This window comes from Roseicyclus marinus (assembly GCF_030163795.1).
Classification (GTDB): Bacteria; Pseudomonadota; Alphaproteobacteria; order Rhodobacterales; family Rhodobacteraceae; genus Roseicyclus; species Roseicyclus marinus.
In genome coordinates this window covers 79,419-96,958 of sequence record NZ_JASJOF010000006.1, presented here as the reverse complement: position 1 = coordinate 96,958, position 17,540 = coordinate 79,419, and the positions used below count along the sequence as shown (strand labels likewise).

Annotated in this window: 16 protein-coding genes; 13 read left to right on the top strand and 3 right to left on the bottom strand. The window is 64.7% G+C overall.

What is annotated here, in order from left to right; translation table 11 throughout:
- Window positions 1-23: 23 nt before the first annotated feature.
- The 4 genes from QQK63_RS10840 (at window position 24) to QQK63_RS10825 (ending at window position 5,904) form a co-directional block, all read left to right on the top strand.
- Window positions 24-740 (top strand): RlmE family RNA methyltransferase, encoded by a 717-nt coding sequence (locus QQK63_RS10840; protein ID WP_277822631.1) that lies wholly within the window; start codon window positions 24-26, stop codon window positions 738-740.
- Window positions 741-822: 82 nt separating this feature from the next.
- Window positions 823-2,277, top strand: a complete 1,455-nt coding sequence (gene guaB / locus QQK63_RS10835; RefSeq protein ID WP_277822629.1) for an IMP dehydrogenase — start codon at window positions 823-825, stop codon at window positions 2,275-2,277.
- Window positions 2,278-2,308: 31 nt separating this feature from the next.
- Window positions 2,309-3,469 (top strand): RsmB/NOP family class I SAM-dependent RNA methyltransferase, encoded by a 1,161-nt coding sequence (locus QQK63_RS10830; RefSeq protein WP_277822627.1) that lies wholly within the window; start codon window positions 2,309-2,311, stop codon window positions 3,467-3,469.
- Window positions 3,470-3,564: 95 nt separating this feature from the next.
- Window positions 3,565-5,904 carry a hybrid sensor histidine kinase/response regulator gene (locus QQK63_RS10825; protein WP_336618785.1) on the top strand — a complete coding sequence of 780 codons (2,340 nt, stop codon included), beginning with the start codon at window positions 3,565-3,567 and terminating at the stop codon, window positions 5,902-5,904.
- Window positions 5,905-5,908: 4 nt separating this feature from the next.
- Here QQK63_RS10825 and QQK63_RS10820 read toward each other — a convergent pair whose 3' ends face one another.
- Window positions 5,909-6,505, bottom strand: coding sequence for a sulfotransferase family protein (locus QQK63_RS10820; RefSeq protein ID WP_277822625.1), 597 nt, complete (start codon window positions 6,503-6,505; stop codon window positions 5,909-5,911).
- 186 nt (window positions 6,506-6,691) lie between these two features.
- Here QQK63_RS10820 and recA point away from each other — a divergent pair, with 186 nt between their 5' ends.
- The 3 genes from recA to QQK63_RS10805 all read left to right on the top strand — a co-directional run bounded on the left by recA (window position 6,692) and on the right by QQK63_RS10805 (window position 10,901).
- Entirely contained in the window at window positions 6,692-7,765 is a 1,074-nt protein-coding gene (gene recA / locus QQK63_RS10815; RefSeq protein ID WP_277822623.1) for a recombinase RecA, read from the top strand.
- A gap of 181 nt (window positions 7,766-7,946) precedes the next feature.
- Window positions 7,947-10,607, top strand: coding sequence for an alanine--tRNA ligase (alaS, locus tag QQK63_RS10810; protein WP_277822621.1), 2,661 nt, complete (start codon window positions 7,947-7,949; stop codon window positions 10,605-10,607).
- 3 nt (window positions 10,608-10,610) lie between these two features.
- Window positions 10,611-10,901, top strand: coding sequence for a DUF1330 domain-containing protein (locus QQK63_RS10805; protein ID WP_277822619.1), 291 nt, complete (start codon window positions 10,611-10,613; stop codon window positions 10,899-10,901).
- A 27-nt stretch (window positions 10,902-10,928) separates the two neighbouring features.
- On the opposite strand, the gene QQK63_RS10800 is transcribed toward QQK63_RS10805, so the two are convergent.
- Together QQK63_RS10800 and QQK63_RS10795 are read right to left on the bottom strand one after the other, a co-directional pair.
- Window positions 10,929-11,162, bottom strand: a complete 234-nt coding sequence (locus QQK63_RS10800; protein WP_277822617.1) for a hypothetical protein — start codon at window positions 11,160-11,162, stop codon at window positions 10,929-10,931.
- Window positions 11,163-11,172: 10 nt separating this feature from the next.
- Complete coding sequence (locus tag QQK63_RS10795; RefSeq protein ID WP_277822615.1) at window positions 11,173-11,826, bottom strand: alpha/beta hydrolase; 654 nt, start codon at window positions 11,824-11,826, stop codon at window positions 11,173-11,175.
- Window positions 11,827-11,991: 165 nt separating this feature from the next.
- Here QQK63_RS10795 and iscR point away from each other — a divergent pair, with 165 nt between their 5' ends.
- The 6 genes from iscR to QQK63_RS10765 all read left to right on the top strand — a co-directional run bounded on the left by iscR (window position 11,992) and on the right by QQK63_RS10765 (window position 17,538).
- Window positions 11,992-12,453 carry a Fe-S cluster assembly transcriptional regulator IscR gene (iscR, locus tag QQK63_RS10790; RefSeq protein ID WP_277822613.1) on the top strand — a complete coding sequence of 154 codons (462 nt, stop codon included), beginning with the start codon at window positions 11,992-11,994 and terminating at the stop codon, window positions 12,451-12,453.
- A 69-nt stretch (window positions 12,454-12,522) separates the two neighbouring features.
- Window positions 12,523-13,566 (top strand): cysteine desulfurase family protein, encoded by a 1,044-nt coding sequence (locus QQK63_RS10785; RefSeq protein WP_277822611.1) that lies wholly within the window; start codon window positions 12,523-12,525, stop codon window positions 13,564-13,566.
- Window positions 13,567-13,629: 63 nt separating this feature from the next.
- A complete protein-coding gene (gene sufB / locus QQK63_RS10780) occupies window positions 13,630-15,165 on the top strand; it encodes a Fe-S cluster assembly protein SufB (protein WP_277822609.1) in 1,536 nt (511 codons plus the stop codon).
- 31 nt (window positions 15,166-15,196) lie between these two features.
- The gene (locus tag QQK63_RS10775; RefSeq protein ID WP_277822607.1) at window positions 15,197-15,391 is read left to right on the top strand and encodes a hypothetical protein; all 195 of its coding nucleotides are present in this window, start codon (window positions 15,197-15,199) and stop codon (window positions 15,389-15,391) included.
- 87 nt (window positions 15,392-15,478) lie between these two features.
- A complete protein-coding gene (gene sufC, locus QQK63_RS10770; RefSeq protein WP_277822605.1) occupies window positions 15,479-16,234 on the top strand; it encodes a Fe-S cluster assembly ATPase SufC in 756 nt (251 codons plus the stop codon).
- Window positions 16,234-17,538: a SufB/SufD family protein gene (locus QQK63_RS10765; RefSeq protein WP_277822603.1), complete on the top strand. Its 1,305-nt coding sequence runs from the start codon at window positions 16,234-16,236 to the stop codon at window positions 17,536-17,538. Before sufC ends, QQK63_RS10765 begins: the two co-directional genes overlap by 1 nt.
- Window positions 17,539-17,540 lie beyond the last annotated feature (2 nt).

The following is a 17,540-nucleotide window of genomic DNA, read 5'->3' as shown; positions in this document are numbered from 1 at the left end:
GAAGCGCGGCGCGGAGAGAAACCATGGCCAAGAGCCCGACCGGCAAGAGCACGAGCGGACGCGGCCAGCGCGAGTTGCGCGCCAAGGTCAAGACCGCGCGTGGGCGCAAGTTGAGTTCGACGCTCTGGCTCGAGCGGCAGTTGAACGATCCCTATGTCCAGCGCGCCAAGCGCGAGGGCTACCGGGGGCGGGCGGCCTACAAGATCATGGAGCTTGATGATCGCTACCGGTTCCTTGTGCCCGGCGCGCGGGTCGTGGACCTTGGCTGTGCGCCGGGGGGCTGGTGCCAGGTGGCGGTGCCGCGGATCAACGCGCTTGGCGAGAAATCGGGCAAGGCTGTGGGCCGCATCATCGGCGTCGATCTGCAGGAGGTGGAACCGATTGCGGGTGCCGAGCTCCATGTTCTTGATTTCATGGAAGATGGTGCGGATGAAAAGGTGAAGGGCTGGCTGGGCGGGCGGGCCGATGTCGTGATGAGCGACATGGCGGCCAGCGCCTCGGGGCACAAGCAGACCGACCATTTGCGCATCGTGGCGCTGTGCGAGGCGGCGGCGCAGCTGGCCTTTGACGTGCTGGAGCCGGGCGGCACATTCGTGGCCAAGGTTCTGGCGGGGGGCGCGGAAAGCGGATTGCAGACGCTGCTCAAGCAGCGGTTCGACAAGGTGGCGAATGTGAAGCCGCCCGCGAGCCGGTCGGACAGTTCCGAGAAATTCGTGGTTGCGACAGGGTTTCGCGGCTGACCCCAGATTTCGGTCTTTTCTTCCGTTCCGGCCCATGGGATAGGGCCGTGGCAACGCAATCCCCGACCTGCAGGAGGATCCGATGGAGATTCGCGAAGCCCTGACCTTCGACGATGTGTTGCTTGTTCCCGCGGCGAGTTCGGTTCTGCCCTCGACGGCGGATACCCGGACGCGCGTCACAAAGGCGATCAGCCTCAACATTCCGCTTCTGTCTTCGGCCATGGATACGGTGACCGAGGGGCGCATGGCCATCGCCATGGCGCAGGCGGGCGGCATGGGCGTGATCCATCGCAATCTCGACGTCGAGGCACAGGCCCGCGAAGTGCGGCGGGTGAAGCGGTTCGAAAGCGGGATCGTCTACAGCCCCGTGACATTGACACCCGACCAGACGCTGGCCGATGCCCGCGCGCTGATGGAGCGCTATGGCTTCACCGGCTTTCCGGTGGTCGACGAGAACCGCCGGGTTCTGGGGATCGTCACGAACCGCGACATGCGCTTTGCCGAGCAAGACGACACGCCCGTGCGGGTGATGATGACGAGCGACAACCTGGCCATCTTGCGCGAGCCCGCGGACCGGGGACAGGCGATCAGCCTGATGAAGGCGCGGCGGATCGAGAAGCTGCTTGTCACCGATGCCGAGGGCAAGCTGACGGGTCTGTTGACGTTGAAGGATACGGAGCGGGCGGTGCTGAACCCGCAAGCCTGCAAGGACGAGCTGGGCCGGTTGCGCGTGGCCGCCGCCACGACCGTGGGCGATGCGGGGTTCGAGCGGTCCGAGGCGCTGATCGATGCGGGCTGCGATCTGATCGTGATCGACACGGCGCATGGCCATTCCGAGGGCGTGGCGCGCGCGGTCGAGCGGGTCAAGAAGCTGTCGAATGCGGTGCAGGTCGTGGCGGGCAATGTCGCCACCGGCGAGGCGACGCGCGCCTTGATCGGCGCGGGCGCGGATGCCGTGAAGGTCGGCATCGGCCCCGGTTCGATCTGCACGACGCGGATCGTGGCGGGCGTGGGCGTGCCGCAACTGACCGCCATCATGGATTGCGCCAAGGCCGCCGAGGACAGCGGGACGCCCGTGATCGCGGATGGCGGGATCAAGTATTCGGGGGATTTCGCCAAGGCGATCGCCGCAGGCGCGCATTGCGCCATGGTGGGCAGCATGATCGCGGGCACGGACGAAAGCCCGGGCGAGGTGATCTTGTACCAGGGCCGCAGCTTCAAGTCCTACCGGGGCATGGGGAGCCTTGGCGCGATGGCGCGGGGATCGGCGGATCGCTATTTCCAGAAGGATGCGGCCAGCGACAAGCTGGTGCCCGAGGGGATCGAGGGGCAGGTGCCCTACAAGGGGTCTGCGGGGACCGTCATCCACCAGCTTGTCGGCGGTCTGCGCGCCGCGATGGGCTATACGGGCTGTGCCACCGTCGAGGAGATGCGGGCGAATTGCCAATTCGTTCGGATCACCGGCTCGGGACTGAAGGAAAGCCATGTTCATGACGTGCAGATCACGCGCGAAAGCCCGAATTATCGTTTAGGATGAGTGCGTTCTGCGGCGATCTTGAGGTTGTTTCGTGACGCCCGGCGCCCGACTGGCAGCGGCTATGGCCATTTTGGATGCGTGGATTGCGGGGGCGGCGGCCGAGCAGGCGTTGACCAATTGGGCGCGGGGCGCGCGCTATGCCGGATCGGGGGACCGGGCGGCGGTGCGCGATCACGTCTATGACGTGCTGCGCGCGCGCGGCACCTGCGCGGCACTTGGCGGGGGTGAGGATGCGCGGGCGCTGGTGATCGGGTTGCTGCGGATGCAAGGCCTTGATCCCGACAGTTTGTTTGACGGCCAAGGCCACGCGCCCGCCCCCCTGTCAGAGGCCGAGCGGGCAGGCGGCGCGCCGCCCGAGGCCACGGCCGATGTGCCGGACTGGACGCTGCCGATGCTGGAGGCGCGGGTTGGCGGAGATCTTGCGCAGCTGATGTCGCGCCTGAGGGATCGTGCGCCGGTCTATCTGCGGGTGAACTTGCGCCGGTGCGATCGGGCGGCGGCCATCGCGGGTTTGGCGCGCGATGAGGTCGGCGCGGAAGAGATCACGGATTGCGCCACGGCGCTTGTCGTCACATCCGGGGCGCGGCGGATCAAATCGGCCGCCGCCTATCGGGACGGTCTCGTCGAATTGCAGGACCTGTCGGTGCAGCGCGCCTTGGCTGCCGTCGATTGGCCCGGGGGCCGCATCCTCGATTATTGCGCGGGCGGCGGTGGCAAGGCGCTGGCCATCGCGGATCGGACGGCCGGGCAGGTTTTTGCCCATGATGCCAATCCCGGGCGCATGGCCGACTTGGGCCCGCGGGCCGAGCGGGCAGGGGTTGCGATCCAGCAGGTCGCGGGCGCGGCGCTGGCGCGAATGGGCCGGTTCGAGGCGGTTCTGTGCGACGTGCCCTGTTCGGGAAGCGGCACCTGGCGGCGCGATCCGGAGGCGAAATGGCGGTTGACGCCCGCGCGCCTCGACGCGCTGTTGGGTGTGCAGGCCGCGATCCTGACCGAGGCTGCGCCACTGGTCACGCCGGGGGGAATGCTGGTCTATATGACCTGTTCGCTGTTTCCCTGCGAGAACGAGGCGCAGGTCGAACGGTTTCTTGCGGCCCATCCGGGATGGAGCCTCGATCGGGCGGGGTGTGACACGCCGCTGACGGCCTCGGACGGGTTCTTTCATACGGTTTTGCGGGCGCCAGAGGCGTGATCTTGCGGATACTTGCGCGAATTTAAACAAGGGTTAACCTTTGCCGGGTTAGGGGCGTGTGGCGCGATCTGTCGCGTGCGTGTGTGGAGGTCCCGGTGCGTGGTCAGGCGGCACTTGTGCAACGGCTTGCCTTGGGTGTTGTGCGGCCCGGGCGGCAGCCCCTGATCCTAGTCGTATTGGGGCTTTGCCTTTTGGCGATTGCGGCCAGCGCGCCCGAGATGCCGGTCCTGTTGGCGGTCTGGGCCATTGCGGGCGGTTTGTGCGCCGCGGGGATTTTGTCTGCGCTGTGGCAGATGCTGTCGGATCGGCGTGCGCGCGGTGATCTGCGGTCAGCGCTTGCCCTGATGGAGGATGATCCGGCACCGTGTTTCTGCACGGATGCCGATGGTGCGATTGTCGCGCAAAACAAGGCCGCGACACTCCGGTTCGGCGAATTGCAGAGCCACGCCATGGCCCGGGCATTGGCTGGGATTTTGCCCAATGCCACCGCCGTCATCTTGCGCCATCATGCCGTGCTGGAGCGTCGGGGGAGCGCGCAGGAAACCGTGGTGACGCAGCGGGGCGCGGTGCGGCTGACGGCGCATCGGCTGGGCGTGGGGCATTTCTGGCGGATCGACGAACCGCTCGGCCCGACCCAGACCGCCGGGGACGGGATCGGCCTGCCCATGATGGTGGTGAGCCAGTCGGACACGATCCTGTCGATGAATGGTGCGATGCGTGAGCTTCTGGGGCGGCGGGCGACCGCGCTTGCGGAGGTCTTCGACGGGCCGCTGGCCGAAGGGCAACAGGCACGGCTGAGGGGGGGCGCGGGGCCGGTCGACGTGCTGCCGCTCGTGCTGCCCGCGCGCGACGGGCGGCGCGAGATTTACGCCCTGCCGGGGTTGGGCGAACCGGCGGCGGCGACGGTTGCGGCCCGCGCCTTCGAATCGTTGCCGGTGGCCTTGTTGCATATCGGGGCGGATGGCGGGCTCTTGGCGGCGAACCGGCCGGCGCAGGATCTGCTGCGGATCGGACCGGAGGTGAGCGGGACGCTGGCGAGCCTTGTGGAGGGGTTAGGCCGGCCGGTGAATGACTGGGTGATGGATACGCTCGCCCAACGTATCCCGGACCGGTCCGAGGTCGTGCGCGTGCGCCGCAAGGATCACGACCTGTTCGTTCAGATCACCCTGAGCCGCATCATCAAGACAGGTGGACCGTCGCTGTTGGCGGTGCTGCACGACGCGACCGAGCTCAAGACGATGGAACAGCAATTCGTCCAGAGCCAGAAAATGCAGGCGATCGGGGAACTTGCCGGGGGTGTGGCGCATGATTTCAACAACCTGCTGACCGCCATCGGGGGGCATTGCGACCTGTTGATGCTGCGCCATGACCGGGGCGATCCGGATTACGCGGATCTCGAACAGATCCGTCAGAACGCCAACCGCGCGGCGGCCTTGGTGGGACAGTTGCTGGCTTTTTCGCGCAAGCAGACACTGGAGCCCGAAATCCTCGACCTGCGCGACACGATGGGCGAGCTGACGCATCTGTTGAACCGGTTGGTCGGGGAGAAGATCACGCTGACCCTTGTGCATGATCCGGGGCTATTGCCGATCCGGGCGGATCGGCGGCAGCTGGACCAGGTGATCATGAACCTCGTGGTCAATGCCCGCGACGCGATGCCGGAGGGCGGCGAGATCCGGGTCGAGACGCGGGTCGTGCGGCTGGCCGACCCGTTGTACCGCGACCGGGCCGAAGTGCCTGCCGGGCGCTATGTCACGATCCGGGTGCAGGATCAGGGACATGGCATTCCACAAGACAAGCTGTCGCGGATCTTCGAGCCGTTTTTCACCACGAAAAGGGTGGGCGAGGGGACCGGGCTGGGCTTGTCGATGGCCTATGGCGTCGTGAAGCAGACGGGCGGCTACATTTTCGTCGACAGCATGGTCGGGGTTGGCAGCACCTTTACCATCTATTGCCCGGCCTATGATCTGCCGCCGTCTCTCGGCGCCGACGGTGGCTGCGGGCACGGGACCGCGGCGGAGGATGCGCAACGAGAGGTCGCGCGGGAGCCACCGGGGCGCCACCGCGCGGGCAAGCCCGTGGTCCTCTTGGTGGAAGACGAGGCGCCGGTGCGTGCCTTTGCCGCCCGCGCCCTGCGCCTGCGCGGCTACATGGTGGTCGAGGCAGGTTGCGGCGAGGAAGCGCTTGAAAAATTGGAGGATCCGGCGCTGGAGGTCGATTTGTTCCTGACAGATGTGGTGATGCCGGGGCTGGATGGCCCAAGCTGGGTCCGCCGCGCGCTGGAACGGCGGCCGGGCGTCAAGGTCGTCTTCGTCTCGGGCTATGCCGAGGACCAGATCGAGAATGGATCGATCGGGGTTCCGAATTCCGTCTTCTTGCCAAAGCCTTTTTCGCTGACCGATCTGACCGCGACAGTCGAGGGGCAATTGCCCTGAGGGGTTAGCGTGCGAGGCTGTCCCACAGGGCAAAATCCGCCGCTGCCTCGCGCCGCAACCGCGCCTCGACTGCGGGAGAAAAGTTTGTGTCGGCAGGGGGCGAGACATTGCGACGAGGCAGGTTCAGTCGGCATTTCAGACGATCCTCGAGGAAGGCTATCGCCTCATCCAACGCCTCGTAGCGGAACAAGTGATCGACGATGACCTGCCCGGAGGCATCCGACACGAACCGCGACTGGCGCCCGACGCGGGCGAATTCCGGCTCTGGATCGGAGAGCCAGCCGGTGACGAAACTGTCGAAATCCATCCCTGCCGTGGAAGCGGGACTGCCCGCGATCTCGGGGCGCGCGCGGTAGCGGTGCCAGCTTTTGAGCCAGTCGACGGGCTCGCGGATCACCGCCATGGTCTGAAGCGGGCGAGCGCCCTTGTTCTCGAAAAACGGCGCAAGCTGGGTGCGCCAGCGCCGCGCGGTCAGGTGTTTCTTCTCGGGTGGATTGAGAATCGCTGCATCCGCATGAGGCAAAAGCGCCTCTTCCAGCGCCGTCGTGCCGGTCTTTGGCACCGCGAGCACCACCAGTTTCGCTTTCCAGAACAACAACATGCACAAAACTCCCCGGCTCGCATACGGCAGTAACACGTTCTTAACCAATCCCGCCAAAACTGCAGTCAGACAAGAATTTACTTGAAATGTTCTCCTTTTGTTTGCAGAGATAGTCGAGAACAAGAGGTGAACACGAGCATCCCGTTGCCGCCCCGCCGGTGACGTGGAATAAGGGGGCCCAACGCAATGGCAACGGCAAATCTTCTCGACATGACCGACCGCAAATCCGCCGACAAGCAAAAGGCGCTCGACAGCGCCTTGGCCCAGATCGAACGCCAGTTCGGCAAGGGCTCCATCATGAAGCTGGGCGGAGACAATGCCCTTAAGGATATCGAGGCGACCTCCACCGGGTCGCTGGGCCTTGATATCGCTCTGGGAATCGGGGGCCTGCCCAAAGGGCGTATCATCGAGATCTACGGGCCTGAAAGCTCCGGCAAGACGACGCTCACGCTGCATGTCGTGGCCGAAGAGCAGAAAAAAGGCGGGATCTGCGCCTTCGTCGACGCCGAACATGCGCTGGATCCGCAATATGCCAAGAAGCTGGGGGTGAACCTCGACGAGCTTCTGATCTCGCAGCCCGACACGGGCGAACAGGCGCTGGAAATCGTGGACACGCTGGTGCGATCGGGCGCGGTCAGCCTTGTGGTGGTCGATTCGGTCGCAGCGCTTACGCCCAAATCCGAGCTCGAGGGCGACATGGGCGACAGTTCGGTCGGCGTCCATGCCCGCCTGATGAGCCAGGCGATGCGCAAGCTGACCGGCTCCATCTCGCGGTCGAATTGTATGGTGATCTTCATCAACCAGATCCGGATGAAGATCGGCGTGATGTTCGGCAGCCCGGAAACGACGACGGGCGGCAATGCGCTGAAGTTTTACGCCAGCGTCCGGCTGGATATCCGCCGGATCGGCTCGATCAAGGACCGCGACGAGGTGGTTGGCAACACGACCCGCGTGAAGGTGGTCAAGAACAAGGTCGCGCCGCCCTTCAAACAGGTGGAATTCGACATCATGTATGGCGAAGGCATCTCGAAGATGGGTGAGTTGGTCGACATGGGCGTGAAAGCCGGTGTGGTCGATAAATCGGGCTCGTGGTTTTCGTACGGGGATGAACGGATCGGGCAGGGGCGTGAGAATGCCAAGCAATTCCTGCGCGATCACCCGGAAGTGGCCCTCCAGATCGAGGACAAGATCCGCGCCTCGCATGGATTGGATTTCGCGATGGGCGACGATGACGGCCCGATGGAAATGGTCGAGGAGTGAGCGCCTTGACGTGGGCGCGGCCGCCTGTGCGGGCCGTGTAGCACAAGTGACGGAACAAGAGGCGGCCCCGGGTTGGGCCGTCTTTTTTCTGCCGGGGATGCGCGCAGCCGTGGACAGGGGCGGGGTGCGGGGATACATGCCTTGTCCGACGTGACCCAAGCCCCGACCAGCGCGAGACCCGATGGCCAGCCTCAACGATATCCGCTCTACCTTCCTCGAATATTTCCGCCGCAATGGCCACGAGGTCGTGCCCTCGAGCCCGCTTGTGCCGCGCAACGACCCGACGCTGATGTTCACCAACTCGGGGATGGTGCAGTTCAAGAACCTGTTCACCGGGGTGGAACGGCGCGATTACGTCCGCGCCACCACCGCGCAGAAATGCGTGCGCGCGGGCGGCAAGCACAATGACCTCGACAACGTGGGCTATACCGCGCGGCACCATACGTTCTTCGAGATGCTGGGGAATTTCAGCTTCGGCGATTACTTCAAGACCGAAGCCATCCCCTTTGCGTGGGAATTGATCACCAAGGATTTCGGGATCGATGCCAAGCGGCTGTTGACCACCGTCTATCACACCGATGACGAGGCCTTCGAGATCTGGAAGAAGGTGGGCGTTCCCGAAGATCGGATCATCCGCATCGCCACCTCGGACAACTTCTGGCAGATGGGGCCGACCGGCCCCTGCGGCCCCTGCACCGAGATCTTCTACGATCACGGCGATCACATCTGGGGTGGCCCGCCGGGATCGGCGGAGGAGGACGGCGACCGGTTCATCGAGATCTGGAACGTCGTTTTCATGCAAAACGAGCAATTCACGGATGGGTCCATGGTGCCGCTCGACATGCAGTCGATCGATACCGGCATGGGGCTGGAGCGGATCGGGGCCTTGTTGCAGGGCAAGCACGACAATTATGACACCGACCTGATGCGCGCCTTGATCGAGGCGGCGGCCCATGCGACGAGCGTCGATCCCGACGGGCCGCAAAAGGTGCATCACCGGGTGATCGCGGACCATCTGCGGTCCTGCTCTTTCCTCATCGCGGATGGGGTGATGCCCTCGAACGAGGGGCGCGGCTATGTGCTGCGCCGGATCATGCGGCGGGCGATGCGCCATGCGCACCTGTTGGGGGCGAAGGATCCGCTGATGCACCGGTTGGTGCCGGCGCTGGTGCAGCAGATGGGGCAGGCCTATCCCGAATTGGGCCGGGCGCAGGCGCTGATCGCCGAGACGCTGAAGCTGGAGGAAGAACGGTTCCGCACCACGCTGGACCGGGGTCTGAAGCTTCTGGACGAGGAATTGGCGGGGCTGGCCGACGGCGCGGCACTGCCGGGGCAGGCAGCATTCAAGCTTTATGACACCTATGGTTTCCCGCTGGACCTGACGCAGGATGCCCTGCGCGAAAAGGGCCGGGCGGTCGATACCGACGGGTTCGATGCCGCCATGGCCGAGCAGAAGGCCAAGGCGCGCGCGGCCTGGTCGGGGTCGGGCGAACAGGCGGATGCTGCGATATGGTATGATCTGGCCGAACAGCACGGCACGACCGAGTTTCTGGGCTATGACACCGAGATCGCCGAGGGGCAGGTTCTGGCACTGGTGCGGGAGGGCGCGGGCGTCGATCAGGCGAAGGTCGGCGATACACTGGCCATCGTGGTCAACCAGACGCCATTCTACGCGGAATCGGGCGGTCAGGTCGGGGATACGGGCGTGATCCGCACCGCGACCGGCAAGGCGCGCGTGACCGACACCAAGAAGATCGCGGGCCTTTTCCTGCATATGGCCGAGGTGGTCGAGGGCACGATCAAGCCCGGTCAGGGTGCGGAACTGGAGGTGGATCACACCCGCCGGACGACCATTCGCGCGAACCATTCCGCAACCCATCTGTTGCACGAGGCCCTGCGCCGGGCGCTTGGCGATCATGTGGCGCAGCGCGGGTCGTTGAATGCGCCGGACCGGCTTCGGTTCGATTTCAGCCATGGCAAGGCGTTGACGCAGGCCGAGTTGGCGCAGGTCGAGCGGGAGGTGAACGATTTTATTCGCCAGAATGCGCCAGTGGATACGCGGATCATGACACCGGACGCGGCGCGTGATCTGGGCGCGCAGGCGCTGTTTGGTGAGAAATACGGCGACGAGGTACGGGTGGTGTCGATGGGCACACTTGCCGGTTCGGGCAAGGGTGCGGATGGCCAGACGTATTCGCTGGAACTTTGCGGGGGCACCCATGTGCGCCAAACGGGCGACATCGGTGTTTTCGTGGCGCTTGGGGATTCGGCCTCGAGCGCGGGGGTGCGCCGGATCGAGGCGCTGACCGGGCCTGCGGCCTTCGACTATCTGTCGGGGCAGGATCGTCGGGTTGCCGAATTGGCCCACGAGATGAACGCCACGCCCGCCGAATTGCTGGATCGGGTGCGCAGCCTGAAGGACGAACGCCGCAAGCTGGAAAACGAGGTGGCGCAGTTGCGCCGCGCGTTGGCCATGGCAGGCGGTGCGGGCCAGCCCGCGGCCGAGGCGCGGCAGGTGAACGGCGTTGCCTTCCACGCGCAGGCGTTGACCGGCGTGACCGGCAAGGATCTGGCCGGGCTGATCGACGAGCACAAGGCGCGCCTTGGATCGGGGGCCGTGCTGCTGATTGCGGATACGGGCGACAAGGCGGCGGTTGCCGCCGGCGTGACCGAGGATCTGACCGGCCGGATTTCGGCGGTCGATCTGGTGCGCGCGGCGGTGGAACAGCTGGGCGGCAAGGGCGGCGGTGGCAGGCCAGATTTCGCGCAGGGCGGCGGCAAGGACGCTACCAATGCCGATGCCGCGATCGCGGCGGCGGAAGCCGTTCTGAAGGGAGAGTGACAGATGCCCGGAGCCTTCTGGATCGCGCATGTGACCGTGTCGGACGATGCGGCCTATGCGAAATACGCCGGCCTTGCGACCAAGGCCATCACGGAGCATGGCGGGGAATTCTTGGCCCGCGGGGGACGTGCCATCCAGAAGGAAGGCCGCGCGCATCCGCGCAACGTGGTGGCGCGGTTCCCGAGCCTCGAGGCAGCCAATGCCTGTTATGAAAGCTCCACCTACCAAGAAGCGTTGACCCATGCGCAGGGCGCATCGGAACGCGATCTGGTGCTGGTCGAAGCGCTGGACTGATCCCGGCCGAACGGGCCGGGAGCGATGTCAGGTTTCGGCGGCTTTGCGGGCGGCGGCGATGCGCGCGTCAAGCAGTTTACGTGCCCGCTCCTCGGCCATGCGGACGCGCACGAGCGTGCGGAACAATTCCTCGGTCGTCGGAGAGGACGCCCCGAGCGCCTGAGCGATCTGTTCGACCAAGCGGTCGTCTCCCAGCGCCTCGGCTGCCGCGATCGTGTCGCGGGCCAGCTTGTCGGCCAGATCCTCGGCGATGCGGCTCATCTGGTGCGGTTCAGCGGCTGTTTTCGGTCAGGCGGCGCCGGACATAGGTCTGCACGCTCTCGATCATCGGGTCCATGTGCGGATCCTCGAAGAAATGGCCTGCGCCCTCCACCTCCTGATGGGTGATGGTGATGCCCTTTTGCTCGTGCAGCTTGTCGACGAGGATGCGGGTATCTTGCGGCTTTGCCACGCGGTCCGAGGCGCCGTTGATGACCAGCCCCGAAGCGGGGCAGGGCGCAAGAAAGCTGAAATCATACATGTTTGCCGGCGGCGAGACGCTGACAAAGCCCGTAATCTCGGGACGCCGCATCAGGAGCTGCATGCCGATCCAGGCCCCGAAGGAAAAGCCCGCGACCCAGCAATGCTTGGAATTGGGGTTCATCGACTGGAGATAATCGAGTGCCGAGGCGGCATCGGACAATTCGCCGATGCCCTGGTCGTACTCCCCCTGGCTCCGGCCCACGCCGCGGAAGTTGAAGCGCAGAACGGTGAAGCCGATCTTGTGAAAGGCGTAATGCAGGTTGTAGACGACGCGGTTGTTCATCGTGCCGCCGAATTGCGGATGCGGGTGCAAGATGATCGCGATCGGCGCGTCCTTGATCTTTTGCGGGTGGTAACGGCCTTCGAGCCGACCCTCGGGGCCGGGGAAAATCACCTCAGGCAAACGCACTCTCCTCAAGCGGGGTCCGGGCGGCGGCTTTGCTTGACGCATTTGGGGCCGCTGCCTAGAACCGATGAATTCCAGCCGGGTCCGGGGATGCCGGAGCCGGGTCGTTTCGCAGTTAAGCCTGCGGAACGAAAAGGTCAATCTTTGCAGGGGACGGCGTGCATGAAGCTGAGCACGAAGGGCCGCTATGCGATGGTCGCGATGGCCGATCTGGCGCTGCAGACGGGCAACGGGCTGATGTCGTTGGCGGATTTGTCGCGGCGGCAGGACATTTCGCTGCCCTATCTGGAACAGCTTTTCGTCAAGCTGCGCCGTGCCGATCTCGTCGTGTCGGTGCGGGGCCCGGGGGGCGGCTATCGGCTGTCGCGGCCCGCCTCGGAGATCCGGGTGGTCGACATTTTCGCAGCCGTCGACGAGACGGTGAGCGCGCTGCACACCGGGGCAGGCGCCACGGGCGGGGTGTCGGGCAGCCGGGCGCAGAGCATGACGAACCGGTTGTGGGAAAGCCTGTCGGCCCATGTCTATGTCTTTTTGCACCAGACGCGCCTGTCGGACGTGGTGCAGAACGGGCTGACGCCATGCCCGGCGGTGCCGACATTGTTCGAAGTGGTCGACGAGGGCTGACCACGGGCGGCCGGATGGGCGGGGCCGGTCGGACCGTCCGTATTTTTGGGAAGATGAAGCGGGGGCGGGATGGCGCGGGTCTATCTTGATCACAACGCGACGGCGCCCTTGAGGCCAGAGGCGCGGGCGGCGATGGCAGCGGCGATGGATGTGGTGGGCAACCCGTCCTCTGTCCATGCCGAGGGGCGGGTGGCCAAGGCCTTGATGGAGCGCGCGCGGGGGCAATTGGCCGAGGCGCTGGGGGCGCAGGCGGCCGATATCGTCTTCGTCTCGGGTGCGACGGAGGCGGCGGCGCTGGCGCTGGCGGGCCGCGACCTGCAGGGCGCGGCGATCGAGCATGACGCGGTGAGGGCCTGGGTCCGCGAGGATCTGTTGGTCGCGCCATCCGGTCGGGTGACGCTGGAAAATCCGGCCGCGAGTACCCTGCAGCTCGCCAATTCGGAAACCGGCATCGTGCAGGACCTGCCGCAGGGCTTGGCGGTCAGCGATTGGACCCAGGGTTTTGGCAAGATCCCGGTCGCCTTCGACTGGTCGGGGGTCGATATGGCCTTTGTTTCTGCCCACAAGATCGGCGGGCCGAAGGGAATCGGGGCGCTGGTGATGCGCCGCGGGCTGGATGTCGATGCCCGCATCCGGGGCGGCGGCCAGGAGATGGGGCGCAGATCGGGCACCGAGAACCTGATCGGTATTGCCGGATTTGGCGCGGCGGCGCAGGCCGCGACCCAAGATCTGGCTTCGGGCGTCTGGGAGCGGGTGGACAAACTTAGAAATATTCTAGAAAAGACTCTGGAACCTCGCGCGAACGGGACTATTTTTGTCGGGAAAGAAGAAACCCGGCTACCCAACACCAGCCTGATGGTCACACCCGGATGGAAGGGCGAGACGCAGGTGATGCAGATGGACCTTGCCGGTTTCGCCGTTTCGGCGGGATCGGCCTGTTCCTCGGGCAAGGTAAAGGCCAGTGGCGTCTTGCGCGCCATGGGTCTGGATGAGGAGGCGGCGGGCTGTGCGCTGCGCGTCTCGCTCGGGCCCGAAACGACAGAGGCGGAGGTCATGGCCTTTGCCGAAGCGTGGATCGGGGCGCGGGACAGATGGGCGGCCAAGCGCCGCTGACAAGACGGCCGGAACACGGCCAAGAGGATGACCCGGCCAAGGCCGGACAGAGGAGAGAAAAAGATGGCAGCCCTCGATACCGACATGCAGGACACGCAGGTCAAGGATGGCGTCGACCGCGAGACGGTCGAGACCGTTCAGGCGATGGGCGGCAAGTACAAGTACGGCTGGGAAACCGAGATCGAGATGGATTACGCCCCCAAGGGCGTGAGCGAGGACATCGTGCGCCTCATCTCGGAAAAGAACGGCGAGCCGGAATGGATGACGGACTGGCGTCTGCAGGCGTTCAAGCGCTGGAAGCAGATGGACGAGCCGGAATGGGCGATGCTGAACTATCCGGCCATCGATTATCAGGACCAGTATTACTACGCGCGTCCCAAGAGCATGGCCGAAAAGCCCAAATCGCTGGACGAGGTCGACCCCAAGCTTCTGGCGACCTATGACAAGCTCGGCATCCCGCTGAAGGAGCAGATGATCCTTGCGGGCATCGAAGGGGCCGAGGATGCGCCTGCCGAAGGGCGCAAGGTTGCGGTCGATGCGGTCTTTGACAGCGTGAGCGTGGGCACGACGTTTCAGGCCGAGTTGAAGAAGGCCGGCGTGATCTTTTGCTCGATCTCGGACGCGATCCGCGAGCATCCCGAATTGGTGAAGAAATACCTCGGGTCGGTCGTTCCGATCACCGACAATTTCTTTGCCACGTTGAATTCGGCGGTGTTCTCGGACGGCTCCTTTGTCTACATCCCGCCGGGCGTGCGCTGCCCGATGGAGTTGTCGACCTATTTCCGGATCAATGCCGAGAATACCGGCCAGTTCGAGCGGACGCTGATCATCGCGGACAAGGGCAGCTATGTGAGCTATCTCGAAGGGTGCACGGCGCCCAAGCGGGATACGCACCAGCTTCATGCCGCGGTGGTGGAACTGGTGCTGCTGGAAGATGCGGAGATCAAGTATTCCACGGTCCAGAATTGGTATCCGGGCGACGAGGAAGGCCGGGGTGGGATCTATAATTTCGTCACCAAGCGCGCCGATTGCCGTGGCGACCGGTCCAAGGTGATGTGGACACAGGTGGAGACGGGATCGGCCATCACCTGGAAATATCCGTCGTGCATCCTGCGGGGCGATGACAGCCAAGGCGAGTTCTATTCCATCGCCATCGCCAACAATGCCCAGCAGGCCGACACCGGCACCAAGATGGTGCATCTTGGCAAGCGCACCAAGTCGCGGATCGTGTCCAAGGGGATCAGCGCGGGTCGCGCACAGAACACCTATCGCGGCCTCGTGTCGATGCACCCGAAGGCCAAGGAAAGCCGCAACTATACGCAATGCGACAGCCTTTTGATCGGCGACAAGTGCGGGGCGCATACAGTTCCCTACATCGAGGTCAAGAACAACTCGAGCCGTGTGGAACACGAGGCCACCACCTCCAAGGTGGATGACGAGCAGATGTTCTATTGCCGCCAGCGCGGCATGGACGAGGAAGAGGCTGTGGCGTTGATCGTCAACGGCTTTGCGCGCGAGGTGTTGCAGGCCCTGCCGATGGAATTCGCCATGGAAGCGCAACAGCTGGTGGCGATCTCGCTTGAGGGCAGCGTCGGCTGAGGCGCGACGTGTCCGGTATCGAGGTGGGACGATGAACATGAAATTCTGGCTGACCGCCGGTGAACCAAGACCGCGTTATGCGCTGCTGGTGGCCATCGGCGTGGTGTTGATGATGACGCTGACCTACCCGGTGTGGCAGCCTGGCGGCCCCGGCATGGCGGCCTTTGCGGCGGTGACGGCGACGATCATCAGCCATGTCTCGGCCAAGCTGATCATGCGGCGCTGACGGCCCGTCTTGCGCGCGCTGGCCGCCGATTTTCGAAACATGCCCGGGCCGAGGTGGCGGGCGAAAGATTGCTGAGAGGACACGCCAATGCTGACGATCAAGAACCTGCATGTGAAGCTTGAGGACGAGGACAAGCAGATCCTCAAGGGTGTCGACCTGACGGTCGAGGCGGGCAAGGTCCATGCGATCATGGGTCCGAACGGTTCGGGCAAATCGACGCTGTCCTATGTGCTGTCGGGGCGCGATGGCTACGAGGTGACGGATGGCAGCGCGACGCTGGAAGGCGAAGACCTGCTGGAGATGGAGCCCGAGGAGCGCGCGGCGGCCGGTCTGTTCCTCGCATTCCAGTATCCGGTCGAAATTCCCGGCGTTGGGAACATGACCTTTCTGCGCACGGCCGTGAACGCGCAGCGCAAGGCGCGCGGCGAGGACGAGATCAGCGCGGGCGATTTCCTGAAGCTCGTGCGGGAAAAGGCCAAGACGCTCAAGATCGATGCGGAGATGCTGAAGCGGCCCGTCAATGTCGGCTTTTCGGGCGGTGAGAAGAAGCGCAACGAGATCCTCCAGATGGCGATGCTGGAGCCCAAGATGTGCATTCTCGACGAGACGGACAGCGGGCTTGACGTGGATGCGATGAAGCTGGTGTCGGATGGCGTGAATGCGCTGCGCGATGCTGGGCGTGGCTTCCTTGTCATCACGCATTACCAGCGGCTTCTCGACCATATCAAACCCGATGTGGTGCATATCATGGCCGATGGGCGCATCGTGAAGACGGGCGGGCCGGAGCTGGCGCTCGAGGTGGAGAAGAACGGCTACGCCGACATCCTGAACGAGGTGGCGTGATGGCGGTTGCACAACAAGCCAAGCAGGACCTGACCGAAAGCCGCATCACGGCGCTGGACCTGCCGCAGGGCGGCGTATGGGGCAATGCCGCGCGGGCCGATGCGTTGGCGCGGCTGCGCGCCATGGGCCTGCCGACGCGGCGGGATGAGTATTGGAAATTCACCGATCCCACGAGCCTGACACAGGTGGCCGCCCCGCGTGCCGCGCTGTTCGAGGCAAAGGACGAAGGGCCGATATTCGACGGGGTCGATCGTCTGAGGGTTGTTTTCGTCGATGGTGTTTTCGACCCGGAGCAATCTGACGATCTGAGCCTTTCGGGTGTCGAGATCGAGCGCCTGTCTGACGCGATGGCGCGCGATATTCATTGGGCGCGGGAATTCTACGGCAAGCTGGAAACCGCAGGGCAGGTGCCCGTTGTGCGCCCGTTGGCGGCGCTCAATACCGCCTTTGCGCAAGACGGCATCGTGATCCGCGCCACCGGCAAGGCGGAAAAACCCGTCAGCATCATCTACCTGCACCGTTCTGAGAACTCGGATGCGATCTTGCACCATGTCGTCCGGGTCGAGGAGGGCGCGGAGCTGACCGTGCTCGAGAACGGACCTGCGGCGGCACGGTTCAACAAATGCATGGAGATCAGCGTCGCGGATCGGGGCACGTTCCATCATTTGCGCGCGCAAGGCCGAGACCATGAACGCCGGGCTGCGACGCACATGTTTGCGCGGCTGGGGGAGGAAAGCGTCTACAAATCCTTTACCCTGACCGTGAACGGCGTTCTGACGCGCAACGAGCATGTCATCGAACTGACGGGCGACGATGCCATCGCCCATGTCGCGGGCGCGGCCATGGGGGATGCGCGGACCCACCCGTACCACCATGACGATACCGTTTTCATCACGCATGACGCCGAGCGCTGCGAGAGCCGGCAGGTGTTCAAGAAAGTGCTGCGCAACGGGGCCGAGGGCGTGTTTCAGGGCAAGATCCTTGTGAAGCCCGGAGCGCAGAAGACGGACGGCTACCAGATCAGCCAAGCGTTGCTTCTGGACGAGGAAGCGTCGTTTCAGGCCAAGCCGGAGCTGGAAATCTACGCCGATGACGTGAAATGCTCGCATGGGTCCACCACGGGGGCGATCGACGAAACCGCGCTTTTCTACCTGCGGGCACGGGGCGTTCCGCGCGAGACGGCGACGGACCTGCTGGTGCTGGCCTTCATCGACGAGGCGATCAGCGAGATCGAAGACGAGCGGCTCGCCAACGATATCCGTGTCCGGTTGCAGATGTGGCTGGAGCGGCGCAGGCGGGGCTGATC

Coding starts and splice junctions, on each gene's coding strand:
- QQK63_RS10840 (WP_277822631.1), top strand. CDS start 24: ATGGCCAAGAGCCCGACCGGCAAGAGCACGAGCGGACGCGGCCAGCGC.
- guaB (WP_277822629.1), top strand. CDS start 823: ATGGAGATTCGCGAAGCCCTGACCTTCGACGATGTGTTGCTTGTTCCC.
- QQK63_RS10820 (WP_277822625.1), bottom strand. CDS start 6,505: ATGTTGTTGTTCTGGAAAGCGAAACTGGTGGTGCTCGCGGTGCCAAAG.
- recA (WP_277822623.1), top strand. CDS start 6,692: ATGGCAACGGCAAATCTTCTCGACATGACCGACCGCAAATCCGCCGAC.
- alaS (WP_277822621.1), top strand. CDS start 7,947: ATGGCCAGCCTCAACGATATCCGCTCTACCTTCCTCGAATATTTCCGC.
- QQK63_RS10805 (WP_277822619.1), top strand. CDS start 10,611: ATGCCCGGAGCCTTCTGGATCGCGCATGTGACCGTGTCGGACGATGCG.
- QQK63_RS10800 (WP_277822617.1), bottom strand. CDS start 11,162: ATGAGCCGCATCGCCGAGGATCTGGCCGACAAGCTGGCCCGCGACACG.
- iscR (WP_277822613.1), top strand. CDS start 11,992: ATGAAGCTGAGCACGAAGGGCCGCTATGCGATGGTCGCGATGGCCGAT.
- QQK63_RS10785 (WP_277822611.1), top strand. CDS start 12,523: ATGGCGCGGGTCTATCTTGATCACAACGCGACGGCGCCCTTGAGGCCA.
- sufB (WP_277822609.1), top strand. CDS start 13,630: ATGGCAGCCCTCGATACCGACATGCAGGACACGCAGGTCAAGGATGGC.
- QQK63_RS10775 (WP_277822607.1), top strand. CDS start 15,197: ATGAACATGAAATTCTGGCTGACCGCCGGTGAACCAAGACCGCGTTAT.
- sufC (WP_277822605.1), top strand. CDS start 15,479: ATGCTGACGATCAAGAACCTGCATGTGAAGCTTGAGGACGAGGACAAG.
- QQK63_RS10765 (WP_277822603.1), top strand. CDS start 16,234: ATGGCGGTTGCACAACAAGCCAAGCAGGACCTGACCGAAAGCCGCATC.